This is a genomic window from Methylobacterium sp. SD274 (assembly GCF_017355285.1).
Taxonomy (GTDB): Bacteria; Pseudomonadota; Alphaproteobacteria; order Rhizobiales; family Beijerinckiaceae; genus Methylobacterium.
This window is the reverse complement of record NZ_JADIJP010000019.1, coordinates 12,932-29,695: the sequence shown is the minus strand read 5'-3', so window position 1 is coordinate 29,695 and position 16,764 is coordinate 12,932. Positions and strand designations below refer to the sequence as shown.

Genomic DNA, 16,764 nt, shown 5'->3' with positions numbered 1-16,764 from the left:
GATAGACACATTCCCTCCTCGGCCGGTCCCTCCTTCGGATGGGCCGAGGAGGAATGCACCTCTATTGGAGACAGCATGTCGGACAGGATCAAGGGCACGGCGCTCATTGCCGGTGCGAGCGGCATCGTCGGCAACAACCTCGCCCGTCACCTCGTCGCCGAGGGCTGGAACGTACTGGGCCTGGCGCGCCGGCCCGTGAATATCGAGGGCGTGACCCCGGTGGCGGCGGACCTGACCGATCCCGCCTCCCTGCAAGCGGCCTTGTCCGACCTCGCGCCGACGCATGTCTTCATCACCACATGGATGCGGCAGGCGACCGAGGCCGAGAATTGCCGCGTCAATGGCGCCATGGTGCGCAACCTTCTCGACGCGCTGCAAGCGGCTCCGTTGCGCCACGTGGCCCTGGTGACCGGCCTCAAGCATTATCTCGGGCCCTTCGAAGCTTACGGGAAGGGCACGCTGCCGCAGACGCCGTTCCGCGAGGATCAGGACCGCCTGCCGGTGGAGAATTTCTACTACGTACAGGAGGATGAGGTCTTCGCTGCCGCCCAGCGCCAGGGTTTTGGCTGGAGCGTGCACCGTCCGCACACCATCGTCGGCTATGCCCTCGGCAACGCCATGAACATGGGCGTGACGCTGGCCGTCTACGCCTCCCTCTGCCGAGAGACCGGACGCCCGTTCCTGTTCCCGGGCTCACCGCAGCAATGGAACGGGTTGACCGACGTCACCGACGCGCGGCTGCTGGCCCGTCATCTCGCCTGGGCCTCTACCGATCCCGCCGCGGCGAACACCGCGTTCAACGTGGTCAACGGCGACGTCTTCCGCTGGTCGTGGATGTGGGGCCGCATCGCGGAATGGTTCGGCCTGGAGCCGGCGCCCTATCCGGGTGCGGCGACACCCCTCGAAGAGCAGATGGCTAAGGACGGGCCGGTCTGGAGGGATCTGGCTGAACGCCACGGGTTGGTCGAGTCCGACCTCGACCGTCTCGCCTCCGCATGGCACACCGATGCGGATCTTGGCCGACCGATCGAGGTGGTCACCGACATGGCGCGCAGCCGCCGGCTCGGCTTCCTCGATTATCAGCCCAGCGACGACAGTTTCCTCGACCTGTTCGGCCGGTTGCGGACCGAAAAAGTCATTCCCTGACACAGCATTCACTGAGACAGAAAGTGACGATGCAATCCGAAACGCCGGCTTCGCCCAACCCTGCGCTTCCCGAACTCGACTCGGAGACCCTGGCCTTCGCGGGCCGGGTCTTCCAATATGCGCGGGCAGGGCATGTGGACGAGCTCGAAGAGCTATTCGCTCAGGGACTCCCGGCGAACCTCCTCAATGACAAGGGCGACAGCCTGCTGATGCTGGCCGCCTATAACGGGCAGGTCGAGACCACGCGCCTCATCCTCGAGAACGGTGGCGACCCCGAGCTCTCCAACGACCGGGGGCAGACGCCGCTCGCCGGCGCCGCCTTCAAGGGCGACATGGCCATCGTCGAGCTACTGCTGGAGAAGGGCGCCACTATCGACGGCACCGGAACCGGCACGCGCACCGCGCTGATGACGGCGGCGATGTTCAACCGCACCGAGATGGTGGAACTCCTGCTGGCGCGGGGTGCGGACCCGGCCAGGCGCGACGGCAACGGGCAGAGTGCCGCGGATCTCGCCCGTTCCATGAACGCCGCCGACACGCCGTTCCAGCTCGAGGCGGCCATCCGGCTCGCCCGACTGAGCGTCGACTGAAGCCGACCGCTAGATGGATGGGGCGTGACGGGATGATCAAATCATTGGCGATGGTCCGCCGCTCCGTCTTTCCGCTGATGGTGGGCGCCCTGACAATCTCCTCGGGAGCGGGGGCCGAGGAATGGCCGATGTTCGGCCGCGACCATACCAACCGGCATTTCTCGCCGCTGACAGTCATAGACCGGGGTAACGTCGCCAAGCTGCGCCCGGCCTGGATCTTCCAGACCGGGATCACCGGCTACTTCCAGGCCGAGCCGGTGGTGGTGGACGGCGTGATGTACGTCTCCACCACGCAGAACCACGTCGCTGCCCTGGAGGCGAAGACCGGGCGGGTGATCTGGACCTACACCCACAAGGCCCGGACGGAGAAGATCTTCGGCCCGCCCTCGAATCGCGGTGTCGCGGTCTCGGGCGCCAAGGTCTTCGAGGCGACCATGGACGGGCGGGTCATCGCCCTCGACGCCAAGACCGGCAAGGTCCTGTGGGACCACGAGGCCGTCCGCCCTGAGGAGGGCGAGTCGGAGACCGCCTCTGAACTTGCGGGAAAGCTGGGCGCGGGCGCGATCCAGGGTTCGAGCCGGCTCGGGTTCAAGATGCCGCCCCTCGTTGCCGACGGGCTCGTCATCGTCGGCGTGGCCGGGGCCGGCTACGGCCTCCACGTGGAGGACGAGAAAGGCGGGCTCGACGGCGGCGCCGTGGTCGGGATCGAGGGCGGCTACGGACGACGCGGCTGGCTCGCTGCCTACGATGCGGCCACCGGCGAGGAGCGCTGGCGCTGGTACGTCACCAAGGAGGACGGCTGGGAAGGCGGCTTCGTCGAAAAGACCGCCGATGGGGTGCCACTCAATCGCGACATCACCGCCGAGAAGGCGGCCGCGCCCCGGCACAGGGAGGCCTGGAAGGTCGGCGGCGGCTCGCTCTGGATGACCCCGGCCTACGATGCCGATCTCGGCCTGATCTATGTCGGCACCGGCAACCCCGCGCCGCAGAATTTCGGCCTCTCGCGGCCGGGCGACAACCTCTACACGATGAGCCTCGTGGCACTCGATGTGAAGACCGGAAAGCTGCGCTGGTATTACCAGCAGGTCCCCCATGACGAATGGGGCTACGACGTCGCGAGCCCGCCCTTCCTGCTCGATTACGCGACGCCGCAAGGTCCGGTGAAGGCGGTCGCCGAAGCGAGCAAGACCGGCTGGCTCTACGTCCACGACCGGGCGACCGGCGCGCTCCTCGGCAAGTCCGCGCCGCTCACTACGCAGAAGAACCTCTACGCACCGCCCACCGAGACCGGAACCGTCGTCAGCCCCGGCCCCCTCGGGGCGATCTCCTGGCATCCGGTCGCCTTCGATCCGACGACGAGCATGGCCTATGCCCAAGTCCGTCACGGCGCGACCACCTACACGGTGAGGACTGTTCCCGCCGCGGCCGGCAGGCCGCAGATCCGTTTCACCGAAACGAGCGAGGCGAAGGGAGAGCCGTCCTTCAGCACACTCACGGCCATCGACCTCGCCAAGGGCGGCGCGATCAAATGGTCGGTGAAGGCGGGAAGCCGCCTTTCGGGCGGCACGCTCGCCACAGCCGGCGGTCTGGTCTTCTCCGGCGAGGAAGACGGTCATCTCGACGCCCATGACGCAGCGACCGGCACGATGCTGTGGCGTTTCCAGTGCGGTGCCGGGATCGGCGGGCCGCCGATCACCTATTCGCTGGACGGCCGGCAATACGTGGCCGTGGCGGCCGGCGGAGCCTCGTTCACCAAGGGCTCGGGTTTCGGCACCGGCGACGCGCTCGTCGTGTTCGCCCTGCCGGACTGACGGTATCTCGTCACTTCGCATGTCCGCCTCGACGGGCCGAGGAGCGCCTCCGTCATCGACTCCCTGCCGGACATGCTCCCCCCACAAGCTTGGCCAGCACGATGGTTGACTGTCGTGATAGGGGGTCGAGGATCGCTATCATCGCGTAGACGGCGTGCCATTAGCGTGCTGTCGTCGATAGCGGGGCCAATCGTGTTTGCCCGGCGGCAGGAAGGGACGGCATGAACCCGAACACCCGGCGATGGGCCATCAGTAGCGTCTTCGGCCTGTTCGTGGGCTGGGCGATCGGCGGGGTGATCTTTCCCGCCCTCACGGCCCTCATCGGCATGATGGTCCGGCCCAACCCGGGCATGCGGGATGCCGCCATAACCTGGCCGGGACCGGCGGTAGACATGCTGCCCTTCCTCGCCATCGGTCTTCAGGCCAGCGTGGTGATTGCCGTGACGCTTCTCCTTGCCCGCGTGGGCGATGAGCGTCGACGCATAGGCTGGGGCTGCCTCGCCGTCGGGGGCGCCATCCTGCTGAACGGCATCGTCCTGCTGGCGGTCACGGGCGTCCTGGGCTGGCTTCTCGACCGGGATTCCGGTGGTGCCAGTGGTGGCGAGGCGAGTGCCGGGTTCTTCCTACTGCTGTTGGGCCTGCCCTACGCCCTGCTCTGCATCGCGCTGCTGGCGGGCGGGGCGGTGATGCTGCGCAGGCGCCCGCCTTCGCCGCCGCCGGGAGGAACGGGACGGTCCGGATTGTGAGGAAGGCGTGACGACCGCCGTTACCCTTCAAGCGGGTCACCTGTTCGCGGCCGGCCGGATGTGACAGGACGACACAGGCGGCGCGCCGCTTGCATTGGCAGAGCCGAGATCACAAGAGACCGCACCACCCCATGTCGACCGATGTTTCCGAGCCACGACAGCCCACCGACCGCGGCTCCCCCGTGGTGCGCACGATCGCGATGCCCGCGGACACCAATCCGGCCGGGGATATTTTCGGCGGATGGCTGATGGGACAGATGGATCTGGCAGCGGGTAACGTCGCCGCTCGCCGGGCGCGGGGCCGCTGCGCCACGATATCCGTGGATGCCATGACCTTCCATCGCCCGGTCATCGTCGGCGACGAGGTCAGCATATATGCCTGGATCGTGAAGGTCGGCCGCACCTCGCTCCGCATCCAGGTCGAGGTCTGGCGCCGCGAACGCGAGAGCGAGATTACGATGAAGGTGACGGAAGGCCTGTTCACCTTCGTCGCCATCGGCAGCGACCGCCGCCCGAGGCCGATCCCGCCTGAGGTGGAAGAGACCTGGGAGGTCTGAGTTTCGATCCCACCCTGTTCGAGTGGGAAAGTCTCACCACCACGACGTGCCGCGTCCCAATTCGCCGACGTCGAGATGACGCGCGATGGAGGCGCCGATATCCGCGAAGGTCTCCCTACGCCCGAGTGACCGGGCGGCGAGACCGGGACCGAAGGCCAGGACCGGCACCTGCTCGCGGGTATGCTCCGTCCCCGACCATGTCGGGTCGTTGCCGTGGTCGGCGGTGACGATGCAGACATCACCCGCCTCGAGCACCGCGTGGATCTCGGGCACACGCGCATCGAAACGCTCCAGCTCGGCGGCGTAACCGGGCACATCGCGGCGGTGGCCGTATTCCGTGTCGAAATCGACCAGGTTCAGGAAGACCAGCCCGCCCTCGGGGAGGGTGCGGAACGCGGCCAGCGCCGCATCGAGGCAGGCAACGTTGCCGGCGGCCTTGATCTCGCGGCCCGTGGCGCGGTGGGCGAAGATGTCGCCGATCTTGCCGACGCTGACCACAGGGCGTCCCCGCTCGCTCAGGCGATCGAGCAGAGTTTCGCCCGGCGGCTGCGTGGCGAAATCCTTGCGGTTCGGGGTACGCCGGAAACCAGTTTCCTCTGAGCCGAGGAAGGGGCGGGCGATGACCCGGCCGATCCGGTAGGGGTCGCAGATCTCGCGGGCGATCCGACAAAGCTCGTAGAGCCGGTCCAGCCCGAACGTCTCCTCGTGAGCGGCGATCTGGAAGACGCTGTCGGCCGAGGTGTAGCAGATCGGCTTGCCCGTTCGGACGTGCTCTGCCCCGAGACGCTCGACGATCGGGATACCGGCGGCGTGGCAATCGCCGAGGATACCGGGGAGTTCGCCCCGTTCGATCAGCATTTGGATGAGGGCAGTGGGGAAGGCCGGCACTCTGTCGGGAAAGTAGCCCCAATCCTCGGTGACGGGGGCGCCCGCGATCTCCCAATGGCCGGAGGGTGTGTCCTTTCCGGGCGCGGTCTCGACGGCATGGCCGTAGGCCCCATCGACCGGACCGGATGGCTCGAGACCGGGCGGGATGCGGCCGCTCGCCCCCTCGGCGGCGAGACCGAGGCCGAGACGCGTCAGGTTCGGCAGAGCGAGGGAGCCGGCTCGAAGGCCCGCGCGATTACCCGCCCCGGCGGCACAGGATTCCGCGATATGGCCGAGCGTGTCCGAGCCTTCGTCGCCGTAGCGGGCAGCGTCCGGCCCTCCGCCGATGCCGACCGAATCGAGGACGATGAGAAAGACGCGCGCCATGGGTCTCGTCGTGTTCAGGCCGGGACCACGTCTTCGGTGGTGGCGCTGTTGAGATCGAAGGCGGCAGCGAACAGGGCCTTCGTGTACTCGGTCTGCGGCCGGGCGAAGATGGCCTCCGCCGGGCCTTCCTCCACGACCTTGCCGTTCTGCATCACCAGCACGTAGTTCGCCAGCGCGCGAACGACCTTGAGATCATGGCTGATGAAGAGGTAGGCGAGCTTGCGCTCCTTCTGCAGGTCGCGGAGCAGGGTGACGATCTGAGCCTGAACCGACCGATCGAGGGCCGAGGTCGGTTCGTCGAGGACGACGAAGCGCGGTTTCAGCACCATGGCGCGGGCGATGGCGATGCGCTGGCGCTGGCCGCCGGAAAATTCGTGCGGGTAGCGATCCATCGTCGCCGGATCGAGACCGACATCGGTCAGTGCCTTGGCGACCACGGCGCGCCGCTCGGCGCGCGACTTCACCGCCCCCTGCACGACGAGGCCCTCGGCGACGATGTCGGCCACCGTCATGCGCGGCGAGAGCGAGCCGTAGGGGTCCTGGAAGACCACCTGCATGTCGCGCCGGAACGGTCGCATCGGTCCGGGGCCGAGCCCGGCAATGGATTGGCCGAGGAAGACGATAGGACCCTCGCTGCCGGTGAGGCGCAGCAGGGCGAGCCCCAGAGTGGTCTTGCCCGATCCGGATTCCCCGACGATCCCGATCGTCTCCCCCTCGCGGACGGCGAGGGACACGCCATCCACCGCCTTCACGTGGAAGGTCGTGCGCCGGAGAAGCCCCTCGCGGACCGGGAACCACACCTTGAGCGGGCCGGCTTCCAACAGGCGCGGAGCGTCGTCCGCCACCGGGTTGGCGCGCCCCTTCGGCTCGGAGGCGAGCAGGCGCTGGGTATATTCGTTTTTGGGCCCGGCGAAGATCTCGTCCACCGGCCCCGCTTCGACGATGCGGCCGGCGAGCATCACGCAGACCCGCGAGGCGATGCGCTGCACGATGCCGAGATCGTGGGTGATGAACAGCATCGACATGCCGAGGCGCTTCTGCAGGTCGGCCAGGAGAGTGAGGATCTGCGCCTGGACGGTGACGTCGAGGGCGGTGGTCGGCTCGTCCGCCACCAGAAGGTCCGGCTCGCAGGCGAGCGCCATGGCGATCATGACGCGCTGGCGCTGGCCGCCGGACAATTCGTGCGGATAGGCGCCCATGCGCCGCTCGGCGTCGCGGACGCCGACGAGTTCGAGCAATTCGAGGATGCGGGCGCGGGCCTTGCGACCGGACAGGCCGCGATGGATCTCCAGAACCTCGCCGATCTGCCGCTGGATCGTGTGCAGAGGATTGAGCGAGGTCATCGGCTCCTGGAACACCATGGTGATGTCGGCACCACGGATCTTGCGCAGCTCCGGCTCCGGCAAGGCCAGAATGTCCCGTCCCTTGAACAGGATGCGACCACCGGGATGGACGGCGCTGCCATCGAGGAGACGCAGGATCGACAGGGCCGTCACCGACTTGCCCGACCCGGACTCGCCCACCAGGGCCACCGTCTCGCCCCTGTGGATCGTGAAGCTCACGCGATCCACTGCCAGCGTCTCACGCTCACGCGAGCGGAAGGCGACCGACAGGTCTTGGACGTCGAGCAGCGTGTCAGTCATCGAGGGAAGGGCACCGGGTCCGCGGATTGGGAAAGCCGAGGTTCTTATAGCGCGGCGCGATGAGATCGGCGAACGGCGATTGATCCGGCGCCAGACCGCATTACAAACGCCCCGTGACATCCCTCCGCAGCCTGATCCTCGCCTGTTGTCTCCTCGCCGCCGCGCCGGCCTCGGCCGAGGTGGCGACGGAAACCGTAGAGCAGGCGCTCTGCCGCCTAATCGAGGATTCGGCCAGGGTGCGCGGCCTGCCCGTGCCGTTCCTGACGCGGCTGATCTGGCGGGAAAGCAGTTTTCGCGTCACGGCCGTGAGCCCGGTCGGTGCGCAGGGCGTCGCGCAGTTCATGCCGGGAACGGCACGTGAGCGCGGACTGACCGACCCGTTCGATCCCGAACAGGCGATCCCCCACGCCGCCCATCTCCTCGCCGATCTCAATCGCCAGTTCGGCAATCTCGGCCTCGCGGCGGCGGCCTATAATGGCGGCGCGGGCCGGGTCTCGGGCTGGCTCGCCGGAACGGGCGGCCTGCCCGCCGAGACACGCGCCTACGTGATGGCGATCACCGGCGCGCCGGCGGAGGATTGGCGGGGGGGCGCGGCCGTCAACGGAGCCGACGGAGAGTCTGATGCCCCCAAGAAGGAAGCATCGAAGGCGGAAGCGCCGAAGACCTGCCTGCAGGTCACCGCCGCGTTGCGGATTCCCTCGCGCGGCGATCGCTTCGCCCTTGGCGGCAACGAGGGGCCGGCCGCCCCCTGGGGTATTCAGCTCGCCGGGAATTTCTCGAAATCCCTCGCCCTCCAGAGCTTCTCCCGTACCCGGAAACTCTATGCCGGGGTGATCGGCGAGGTGCGGCCGATGATCATCGGGACGCGCCTGCGCAGTCGCGGCACGCGCGCCTTCTACCGGATCCGCATCCCGGCCGAGAGCCGGGCGGCGGGCGATATCCTGTGCGGCCGCATCCGGAAGGTTGGCGGCGCCTGCATCGTGCTGCGCACCTGAATCCGAAAAACCCTTTTTCCGGTCATGAATCCGCCGTGCGGCACGTGTCATTCGGGTCTTCGTTTCCCCGTTTGAGAGATGCATGACCCGCGCCTTCGCCGCCTTCGCCACTCTCGCCTGCCTCGCACTGGCCGCCTTCGGGGTCACGGCCTGTTCGCCCCTCGCCCTCTTCGATGCCATTGGCCCGCGCGACCAGGGCGGCCGGCTCGCCCAGAAGAGCGCCGCCTTCGGCACCCATCCGCGGCAACGCCTCAATGTCTTCACGCCCGTCGGCGGCGCGGCGGATGCGACGGTGCTGGTCTTCTTCTATGGCGGCTCGTGGAAATCGGGCGCGAAGGACGATTACGAATTCGTCGGTCAGGCCCTGGCGGCCCAGGGTTTCGTCACCGTCATTCCCGATTACCGGGTCTATCCGGAAGTTCGGTTCCCCGACTTCCTCGATGACGGCGCCGCCGCCATCGCCTGGGTTCGCGACAACATCGCCGAATATGGCGGCGACCCGCGCCGCATCGTTCTCGCGGGCCATTCGGCCGGGGCCTACAATGCCCTGATGCTCGGGCTCGATCCGCGCTACCTGCGCAAGGCGGGCGTCGACCCGAAGGTGATCCGGGCCGTGGCCGGTCTGTCCGGCCCCTACGACTTCCATCCTTTCGACCAGGACACCTCGCGGGACGTGTTCGGACAGGCCCCCGACCCGGCGGCGACGCAGCCGATCACCTTCGCCAGCCCTCATTCACCGCCCGCATTCCTGGCCACGGGCGGCAACGACACCATCGTCCGTCCGCAGAATACCCAGAGCCTCGCGGCGCGACTGCGCGCGATGCGCGTGCCGGTGCAGGAGCGGATCTATCCCGGCCTCGACCATGCCGACACGCTTCTGGCCCTCTCGGTCACCTTCCGCTCGAAAGCGCCGGAACTGTCGGAAATGACGACATTCCTCAAGCAATATGCCGGCACTCAACAGCACGTTCGCTCGGTCTCGCGGTGGGACCGTTAGGCGAGCGCCGGAAGACAGGGGGACAAGCCATGCGCGACGACGACACGGACCGGCCGAAGCGCACGGTCTCCCATACGATCGGCGAGAGCCTCGACACCCTCTCCCTCGACGAGATCGCCGAGCGGATCGCCCTGCTGCGCGCCGAGATCGAGCGCCTGGAATCGGCCCGAACGGGCAAGAAGTCCGCGCTGGACCGGGCATCCTCGATCTTCAAACTGTAGGCGCGGACTCCCCGGGCGGGGCCGCGCCCTCCCGCCTCATGGCATCCTCTTCCTCGCCCAGCCGGGCGATGTCGTCGGCCACGACCGCCTCGAGTCCACGCGCGATCTTCAGCGCCCGCGTCGGCTCGCCGACCCGCATCACCAGGACGATGGTCTCGCGATCGGCGCAGCCGGGCTCGCCACAGGCGATTTCGTTGACGGCGAGGACGTCATCCTCGCCGAGCCCGAGACCCAGGCGAAGCGCGCCCTTGAGCCTCGCCGCATCGGCCGACCGTGCGGCCGAGCGGGCGCGGGCATCCTTGAGGGAAAAGAACGCCATCAGGCGGCACGCTGCCAGGCGGGAAACGGATCGGGCAGGGCGCGGTAGGGCGCCGGATCGAACCGAGTCACCTCCTCGGAACCGACCAGACAGGCGTCGAGTGCGGCGGTGATCGCTGCCTGGTCGAGACCCGTCCCGATGAAGACGAGTTCCTGGCGGCGGTCGCCCCAGGGCTCGCTCCAGTTCCGGGACAGGTGATTGCGCCACTCCGCATCATCTGGCCAGCGGGCCTTCGGCACGCAGGCCCACCACGCCCCCATCGGCGAAACCCGCGCGACGGCACCGGCGAGGGAGAATTCACCGACCCAGTCCGGGCGCGTCGCCAGCCAGAAATGCCCCTTCGCGCGGATGAGGCCCGGCCATGTCGCCTTGGTGAAGGCATCGAAGGCCTCGGGCGCGAAGGGCCGGCGAGCCCGGTAGACGAAGGAGCCGATCCCGTATTCCTCGGTTTCGGGCATGTGATCGGCGCCGCCGTAGAGTTCCTTGAACCAGAGCGGGTGTTCCTGCGCCTTCTCCTCGCTGAACAGGCCGGTATCCAGAACCCGATCGAGGGGGACGCGGCCATAGGAGGCCTCGACGATGCGGGCATCGGCATTGAGCCCGCGTATCACCGAGCGGACCAGAGCGAGCTGATCCGCCCCGACATCACCGGCCTTGTTGACGACGACCACATCGGCGAACTCGATCTGCTCCACGAGAAGGTCGACAAGGGTCCGGGCATCCTCCTCGCCCGCAATCTCGCCCCGGTCGCGCAGGAACGCCGTCGAACCGTAATCGCGCAGGAGACTGACGGCGTCGACCACGGTGACCATGGTGTCGAGGCGGGCGACGTCGCTCAGCGCAGCCCCGTCTTCGTCGCGGAACGAGAAGGTGCTCGCCACCGGTAGCGGCTCGGCGATGCCGGTGCCTTCGATCAGGAGGTAATCGAACCGCCCTTCCTCCGCGAGCGTCCGGACTTCGGCCAGGAGGTCGTCTCGCAGCGTGCAGCAGATGCAGCCATTGGTCATCTCCACCAGGCGTTCGTCGGTGCGGGAGAGGTTGGCGCTGCCCTCACGGATCAGGGCCGCGTCGATGTTCACCTCACTCATGTCGTTGACGATCACGGCGACGCGTCGTCCCTCGCGGTTCTTGAGAATGTGGTTCAACAGCGTGGTCTTGCCGGCACCGAGGAAGCCGGAAAGGACGGTGACGGGGAGACGGTGATCGCGCTGGCTCATCGGAAATCCACTATGTAATGTAATACTATTACAATTCGTGGGATCGTCCCTGTCAATCCCGTTTGAAAATCTCTGTCCACGGGTAGACAGAGGAGGGTCGAAAAGCGCGCTCCGCGTGTTAGGGGAGGGCCATCCCGGCAGAGTCGCGGCAAAGGTGCAGCCGCTGGCCGGCGATCGCCCGAGGATGGAATCCAGTGCGACCCTGGCGAGAAGGACCGGGAGACCGGCGCAGCTACCATCACGGCAACCTCAAAGAGGCGCTGATCGAAGCGGCGCGCCGGTTCATCGCCGAGCGCGGCGTGGGCGGTTTCACCCTGGTCGATGCGGCACGCCTCGTCGGAGTGACCCCCGCCGCGCTCTATCGTCATTTCCGGGGTCGCGAAGCTCTGCTGGAGGAGGTGGCCGGCCGTGGCTTCACCGACCTCGCCGAGCGTCTGGCACGCTCCCTCACCTCACGCGGAACACCTCTCGAGCGCTTCACCCGAATGGGGGAGGCCTATCTCGCCTTCGCCGAGGAAGAGCCCGGCTATTATGCCGCGATCTTCGAGACGCGTGGCGCACCGATGGCAGCGGATTCTGCAGCCTCCGACGTCCCGCCCAGGCCCAGCCCCTTCGACCTTCTGCTCGAAGCGCTGAAATCGACGTTTCCGGATGGATTCGGCGGAGTCGAGCCTCGTTTCGTCGCCCTGGAAGTCTGGGCCCTCTCGCACGGGCTCGCCACGCTCTCGGCCTCCGGCCATCTGCCGAAGGGGCCGGGCATGCCAGACAAATACGAGTTGCTACGCGCCGGCGTGCTGGCCCTCGTCCATGGCGCGGGACGCCCTCGACCCTTGGCCTGACACTCTCCTGAAAACGACCCTTGAAACCGCCACGTCGCATTCGCAAGTAAATGTGGTTCACATTAACATCGGAGCTGTGAGCCGTGAGCTTTTCCTCGACCTCTCCCTGGGCCACCGGCAAAGCCTGCCGCAGCGGTCCGTTTCCCCGCCGCTCTTTCGAGATCGGCGCCGTCGTCGTCGCGTTCTTCTATTGGTGGCCGTTGGCGGCGGCCTACATCGCCTGGAAGGTGGCGGGTTACCCGGCATTGTCCGAACTGCGCGGCATGATCGGCCGCGGATCCGATTGGCAGGCGGGCATGCGCAGGTCGCGCTTCGCCCAGGCGTTCGAGGCCGCAGACCTGCGCGGCACCGGCAACCTTGCCTTCGACGATTACCGCCGCGCCGAACTCGACCGGCTCAATGCCCAGCGCAAGGCGCTGCAGGAGGAGAGCCGCGCTTTCGCCGAGTTCGTGGAAGAACTGAAGCGCGCAAAGGACCGCGAGCAGTTCGATGCCTTCATGGCCAAGCGCAACAATAGCGGCCCGACGCAGAGCGTCTGACCGATCCCCCATTCGGGGCAAAGAGGGCTTCCGGCAGCGATGCAGGGAGCCCTTTTTCGTTTGTCCGGCGGCGAGATCAATCCTGCAGTTTCTTCAGGTGATGCAGGGCGATGAAGTGCAGGCAGAAGCCGAGGATCAGCGCCGTCACGCTCACCGCACCCGGCTCGGTCTGGAAGAACCGCAGCGAGACGCTCCACGCCTCGGAGCGGGACAGGCGGTGGTCAAACCCTTCGTAGAGCCGCATCCCCGGCAGGAAGAAGCCGACCATCACCAGGGACGCCCCGAGCGTATTGAGGAACGTGGCGCGATAGCGGACCCTGTCGTTACGGGCGGACTTGCTCATGGGCGTACTGTTTCGGATAAGTTTCATCGACGAACCGGACCACCCTGTTTGCATCGCTCCGACGACCGGGACGCGCCCCCCACCGTGTCATGGCCGCGCTTATTTATCGGATTTTCATGCCCCGGGGGGCCATAAGGGCGGGAGTTCAAAAGAGCGTGGGGTCTGTCCGGTGCCGTCCGTGGCACGGTGGGCCGGTTCTCGGGGGAGTGAAGGCGATGGCGAATACGGACGGTCCCGGCGCGGAGATCCGCGCGACGGTCACGGTGGTCGACCATCCCCTGGTCCAGCACAAACTGACCCTGCTCCGCCAGAAGGAGCGCTCGACCAAAGGCTTCCGCCAGATCCTCAACGAGATCGGGATGCTCCTCGCCTATGAGGTCACCCGCGACCTTCCCCTGGAGCGGGTGACGATCGAGACGCCGATCCAGGCGATGGAGGCACCGCAGATCGCCGGAAAGAAGCTGGTTCTCGCCCCCATCCTGCGCGCGGGCGTCGGCTTCCTCGACGGCATGCTGTCGCTGGTGCCCTCCGCGCGCGTCGCCCATGTGGGGCTCTATCGCGACCCCGAGACGCTGGAGGCAGTGGAATATTACTTCAAGGCTCCGTCCGACCTCGCCGACCGCACCGTCCTCGTCCTCGACCCGATGCTCGCCACGGCCAATTCGGCCATCGCGGCCATCGACCTCCTGAAGCAGCGCGGCGCGCGCGACCTGCGCTTCGTCTGCCTCCTCGCCGCGCCCGAAGGCGTCGCCAAGCTTCAGGCGACGCATCCCGACGTGCCGGTCTGGACCGCCTCCATCGACTGCCACCTCAACGACCACGGCTATATCGTGCCAGGCCTCGGCGATGCCGGCGACCGGATGTACGGCACCCGCTGAGACATTCCGCACTTAACAACTGCGCCCTTGCCAACCCGCCCTCCGGCCGCACATGACGGGTCACGCCAACCGGAGATGTGATGCAATGACGTCAAGCCCAGACCTGCCCGAGACCATGCGCCAGATCCGGTTCGCGGGAGCAGGTGGGCCGGACGTCCTGACTCTCGAGACGGTGCCGCTGCCCCAGCCGGGTCCCGGCCAGGTGCTCATCGAAGTCGTGTCGGCCGGCGTGAACCGGCCCGACATCCAGCAGCGCGAAGGCAAGTATCCGCCGCCGAAAGGGGCCACCGAGATCCCGGGCCTCGAAGTCGCCGGCCGGATCGCGGCCCTCGGCGAGGGGGCGGAGGGTTTCGCCATCGGCGACGAGGTCTGCGCCCTCACCATCAGCGGCGGTTACGCCGAATTCGCCGTGGCCGAAACCGGACAATGCCTGCCGCGCCCGGCGCCGCTCTCACTGATCGAGGCCGCCGGGCTGCCGGAGACTTATTTCACCGTCTACAGCAACGTCATCGAGCGCGGGCGGCTGAAGCCGGGTGAGAGCTTCCTCGTCCATGGCGGATCGAGCGGCATCGGCTCCACGGCGATCCAGATGGCGAAGCTCCACGGCGCGCGGGTCTTCGCCACCGCCGGATCCGCCGAGAAATGCGCCTTCTGCAAGGAACTCGGCGCCGACGAGGCGATCAATTACCGGGAGGCGGATTTCGCCGAGGAGATTAAGCGCCTCACCGAGGGCAAGGGCGTCGATGTCATCCTCGACATGGTGGGCGCACCTTACCTCGCCCGCAACTTGGCCTCCCTGGCGATCGAGGGACGTCTCGTGCAGATCGCCTTCATGCAGGGCTACAAGGTCGAGAGCTTCAGCATGACGCCGATCATGATGAAGCGGCTCACCTTCACCGGTGCGACCCTGCGGGCGCGTCCCAAAGCGGAGAAGGCGGCCATCGCCGAGGGCCTGCGCCGGGACATCTGGCCCCTCCTCGCCGATGGCCGGATGAAGCCGATCATCCACGCCACCTTCCCTTTGGAGAAGGCGTCCGAGGCCCATGCGCTCATGGAATCTAGTGCGCATCTCGGCAAGATCATGCTGACGACCGCGCGGTGACGCAGGGGTTAACCTGGATGTAGCTGCGGCTTTTGCGTCATATGCCGCGACCAGGGCCAATCGACTCGGAACAGGGAGCTCGGCCGTCGCGTTCAATCCACCAAATGGGACATCCGCGTCTCAGGTTGAACATGACGGCCGTCCCCGGCCGAGCTTCGAAAGGTATCCCATGGCAGAACGACTCGACGGCCAGGACGCGCGTCAGGGCAAGAAGGGCAAGCCAGTCCTCTACGTCCTGATCGGCAGCCTCGTCCTCCTCGCCATCGCCATCACCGGTCTGATGACCTGGCAGGGTGCGAACTCTCCGAAAGACTACGCCTCGCAGAGCCAGGACTCCTCCCGTGGTCAGGTCACCGGCTCCGTGAACGGGTCCGGAAACGGAACCTCGTCGGCGAATACCGGCAACGTTCCCGCTGGCAACCCAGCCTACCCGGCGCCGGCCCAGCCTTCGGCCAATGGCGGCCAGAAATAATCCAGACGTCAAGTCGGTCCTAACGACCGGCGATGATGACAGCGCGCTACGGCATTGCGGCGGACTTATCCGCTTCGAAGCCGTAGCGTTTTTTATTGAGACGCACTGTTGGTCTGGTGAGATCTCTCGCTAGAGGTCTTTGCATGAAGAGCTACGATCACCACTCAGGATCTAAGCCTTCGCGTTCCGCCTACTCTCAGCGGGTCGGAACCGGAACTTCGCCACGATAATCGTAGAAGCCGCGCTTCGTCTTCCGGCCGAGCCAGCCGGCCTCGACATATTTCACCAGAAGCGGGCAGGGGCGGTACTTCGAATCCGCCAGCCCTTCGTAGAGCACCTGCATCACCGACAGGCAGGTATCGAGGCCGATGAAATCGGCCAGCTGCAGCGGTCCCATCGGATGGTTGGCACCGAGCTTCATCGCGGTGTCGATGGCCTCAACGGAGCCGACGCCCTCATAGAGCGTATAGATCGCCTCGTTGATCATCGGCAGCAGGATGCGGTTGACGATGAAGGCCGGGAAATCCTCCGACATGGTGGAGGTCTTGCCGAGCTTGGCGATGAAGGCCTTGGCCGAAACGTAGGTTGGGTCTGCCGTCGCGATGCCCCGGATCAGCTCAACGAGCTGCATGACGGGGACCGGATTCATGAAATGGATGCCGATGAACCGCTCCGGCCGGTCGGTCGCGGCGGCGAGGCGGGTGATCGAGATCGACGACGTGTTCGTCGCCACGATGGCGTCGGGGTTCAGCGAGGGGCACAGGGCGGTGAAGATCTGGCGCTTGGTCGCCTCGTCTTCTGTCGCCGCCTCGATGACGAGATCGCAGGGGGCGAGGTCGTCATAGCTCTCGGCGGCCTGAATACGGGCGACGCCGCTGCGCCTCTGCTCGTCGGTGATCGTACCCTTGGAGACCTGACGCGCCAGATTGCCGTCGATCGTCGCGAGCCCGCTATGGATCCGGGCGGTGTCGCGGTCGTTCAGCCGCACGTCCAGTCCGGCCATGGCGCAGACATGGGCGATGCCGCTTCCCATCTGGCCGGCGCCGATGATTCCGACGGTCTTGATCTCGATGGCCATCGCTTGAACTCGCACCC

General features: G+C 67.0%; 19 protein-coding genes. 13 read left to right on the top strand and 6 right to left on the bottom strand.

All coding sequences use genetic code 11. The annotated features are described in order from the left end of the window. Positions 1–87 precede the first annotated feature (87 nt). The 5 genes from IPV08_RS16325 to IPV08_RS16305 all read left to right on the top strand — a co-directional run bounded on the left by IPV08_RS16325 (position 88) and on the right by IPV08_RS16305 (position 4,850). The gene (locus IPV08_RS16325; RefSeq protein WP_207412676.1) at positions 88–1,146 is read left to right on the top strand and encodes an NAD-dependent epimerase/dehydratase family protein; all 1,059 of its coding nucleotides are present in this window, start codon (positions 88–90) and stop codon (positions 1,144–1,146) included. A 29-nt stretch (positions 1,147–1,175) separates the two neighbouring features. Next, on the top strand, positions 1,176–1,736 hold the full coding sequence (locus IPV08_RS16320; protein WP_207412675.1) for an ankyrin repeat domain-containing protein: 561 nt from the start codon (positions 1,176–1,178) through the stop codon (positions 1,734–1,736). A gap of 77 nt (positions 1,737–1,813) precedes the next feature. After that, the gene (locus IPV08_RS16315) at positions 1,814–3,547 is read left to right on the top strand and encodes a PQQ-binding-like beta-propeller repeat protein (RefSeq protein WP_246747997.1); all 1,734 of its coding nucleotides are present in this window, start codon (positions 1,814–1,816) and stop codon (positions 3,545–3,547) included. A 221-nt stretch (positions 3,548–3,768) separates the two neighbouring features. Continuing rightward, on the top strand, positions 3,769–4,293 hold the full coding sequence (locus IPV08_RS16310; protein WP_207412630.1) for a hypothetical protein: 525 nt from the start codon (positions 3,769–3,771) through the stop codon (positions 4,291–4,293). Between the two features lie 131 nt (positions 4,294–4,424). Further along, the gene (locus IPV08_RS16305) at positions 4,425–4,850 is read left to right on the top strand and encodes an acyl-CoA thioesterase (RefSeq protein WP_207412629.1); all 426 of its coding nucleotides are present in this window, start codon (positions 4,425–4,427) and stop codon (positions 4,848–4,850) included. 33 nt (positions 4,851–4,883) lie between these two features. On the opposite strand, the gene IPV08_RS16300 is transcribed toward IPV08_RS16305, so the two are convergent. Both IPV08_RS16300 and IPV08_RS16295 read right to left on the bottom strand, forming a co-directional pair. Beyond that, positions 4,884–6,104, bottom strand: a complete 1,221-nt coding sequence (locus tag IPV08_RS16300) for a phosphopentomutase (RefSeq protein WP_207412628.1) — start codon at positions 6,102–6,104, stop codon at positions 4,884–4,886. Positions 6,105–6,118: 14 nt separating this feature from the next. Further along, a complete protein-coding gene (locus tag IPV08_RS16295; RefSeq protein WP_207412627.1) occupies positions 6,119–7,747 on the bottom strand; it encodes an ABC transporter ATP-binding protein in 1,629 nt (542 codons plus the stop codon). Between the two features lie 131 nt (positions 7,748–7,878). On the opposite strand from IPV08_RS16295, the gene IPV08_RS16290 reads away from it, so the two are divergent. The 3 genes from IPV08_RS16290 to IPV08_RS16280 all read left to right on the top strand — a co-directional run bounded on the left by IPV08_RS16290 (position 7,879) and on the right by IPV08_RS16280 (position 9,960). Beyond that, positions 7,879–8,742, top strand: a complete 864-nt coding sequence (locus IPV08_RS16290) for a lytic transglycosylase domain-containing protein (protein WP_056258234.1) — start codon at positions 7,879–7,881, stop codon at positions 8,740–8,742. 82 nt (positions 8,743–8,824) lie between these two features. Beyond that, positions 8,825–9,739 carry an alpha/beta hydrolase gene (locus IPV08_RS16285; RefSeq protein ID WP_207412626.1) on the top strand — a complete coding sequence of 305 codons (915 nt, stop codon included), beginning with the start codon at positions 8,825–8,827 and terminating at the stop codon, positions 9,737–9,739. Between the two features lie 29 nt (positions 9,740–9,768). Beyond that, positions 9,769–9,960, top strand: a complete 192-nt coding sequence (locus tag IPV08_RS16280; RefSeq protein ID WP_207412625.1) for a DUF1192 domain-containing protein — start codon at positions 9,769–9,771, stop codon at positions 9,958–9,960. Here the strand turns inward: IPV08_RS16280 and IPV08_RS16275 are convergent. Further along, a complete protein-coding gene (locus IPV08_RS16275; protein WP_207412624.1) occupies positions 9,950–10,279 on the bottom strand; it encodes a hypothetical protein in 330 nt (109 codons plus the stop codon). The two genes, IPV08_RS16280 and IPV08_RS16275, sit on opposite strands and share 11 nt — an antisense overlap. Next, a complete protein-coding gene (gene zigA, locus IPV08_RS16270) occupies positions 10,279–11,496 on the bottom strand; it encodes a zinc metallochaperone GTPase ZigA (RefSeq protein ID WP_207412623.1) in 1,218 nt (405 codons plus the stop codon). Before zigA ends, IPV08_RS16275 begins: the two co-directional genes overlap by 1 nt. A 194-nt stretch (positions 11,497–11,690) precedes the next feature. Between zigA and IPV08_RS16265 the strand changes: the two genes are divergently transcribed. Together IPV08_RS16265 and IPV08_RS16260 are read left to right on the top strand one after the other, a co-directional pair. After that, positions 11,691–12,335 carry a WHG domain-containing protein gene (locus IPV08_RS16265; protein ID WP_207412622.1) on the top strand — a complete coding sequence of 215 codons (645 nt, stop codon included), beginning with the start codon at positions 11,691–11,693 and terminating at the stop codon, positions 12,333–12,335. A gap of 83 nt (positions 12,336–12,418) precedes the next feature. Beyond that, positions 12,419–12,874 (top strand): DUF2852 domain-containing protein, encoded by a 456-nt coding sequence (locus IPV08_RS16260; RefSeq protein ID WP_207412621.1) that lies wholly within the window; start codon positions 12,419–12,421, stop codon positions 12,872–12,874. Between the two features lie 76 nt (positions 12,875–12,950). On the opposite strand, the gene IPV08_RS16255 is transcribed toward IPV08_RS16260, so the two are convergent. Further along, a complete protein-coding gene (locus tag IPV08_RS16255; RefSeq protein WP_056424843.1) occupies positions 12,951–13,217 on the bottom strand; it encodes a hypothetical protein in 267 nt (88 codons plus the stop codon). A gap of 215 nt (positions 13,218–13,432) precedes the next feature. Here IPV08_RS16255 and upp point away from each other — a divergent pair, with 215 nt between their 5' ends. The 3 genes from upp to IPV08_RS16240 all read left to right on the top strand — a co-directional run bounded on the left by upp (position 13,433) and on the right by IPV08_RS16240 (position 15,669). Continuing rightward, positions 13,433–14,095 carry a uracil phosphoribosyltransferase gene (gene upp / locus IPV08_RS16250; RefSeq protein ID WP_207412620.1) on the top strand — a complete coding sequence of 221 codons (663 nt, stop codon included), beginning with the start codon at positions 13,433–13,435 and terminating at the stop codon, positions 14,093–14,095. Between the two features lie 85 nt (positions 14,096–14,180). After that, a complete protein-coding gene (locus IPV08_RS16245; protein ID WP_207412619.1) occupies positions 14,181–15,197 on the top strand; it encodes an NAD(P)H-quinone oxidoreductase in 1,017 nt (338 codons plus the stop codon). Positions 15,198–15,366: 169 nt separating this feature from the next. Next, the gene (locus IPV08_RS16240) at positions 15,367–15,669 is read left to right on the top strand and encodes a hypothetical protein (protein ID WP_207412618.1); all 303 of its coding nucleotides are present in this window, start codon (positions 15,367–15,369) and stop codon (positions 15,667–15,669) included. A gap of 196 nt (positions 15,670–15,865) precedes the next feature. On the opposite strand, the gene IPV08_RS16235 is transcribed toward IPV08_RS16240, so the two are convergent. Then, on the bottom strand, positions 15,866–16,747 hold the full coding sequence (locus tag IPV08_RS16235) for a 3-hydroxybutyryl-CoA dehydrogenase (RefSeq protein ID WP_207412617.1): 882 nt from the start codon (positions 16,745–16,747) through the stop codon (positions 15,866–15,868). Between the last annotated feature and the right edge of the window lie 17 nt (positions 16,748–16,764).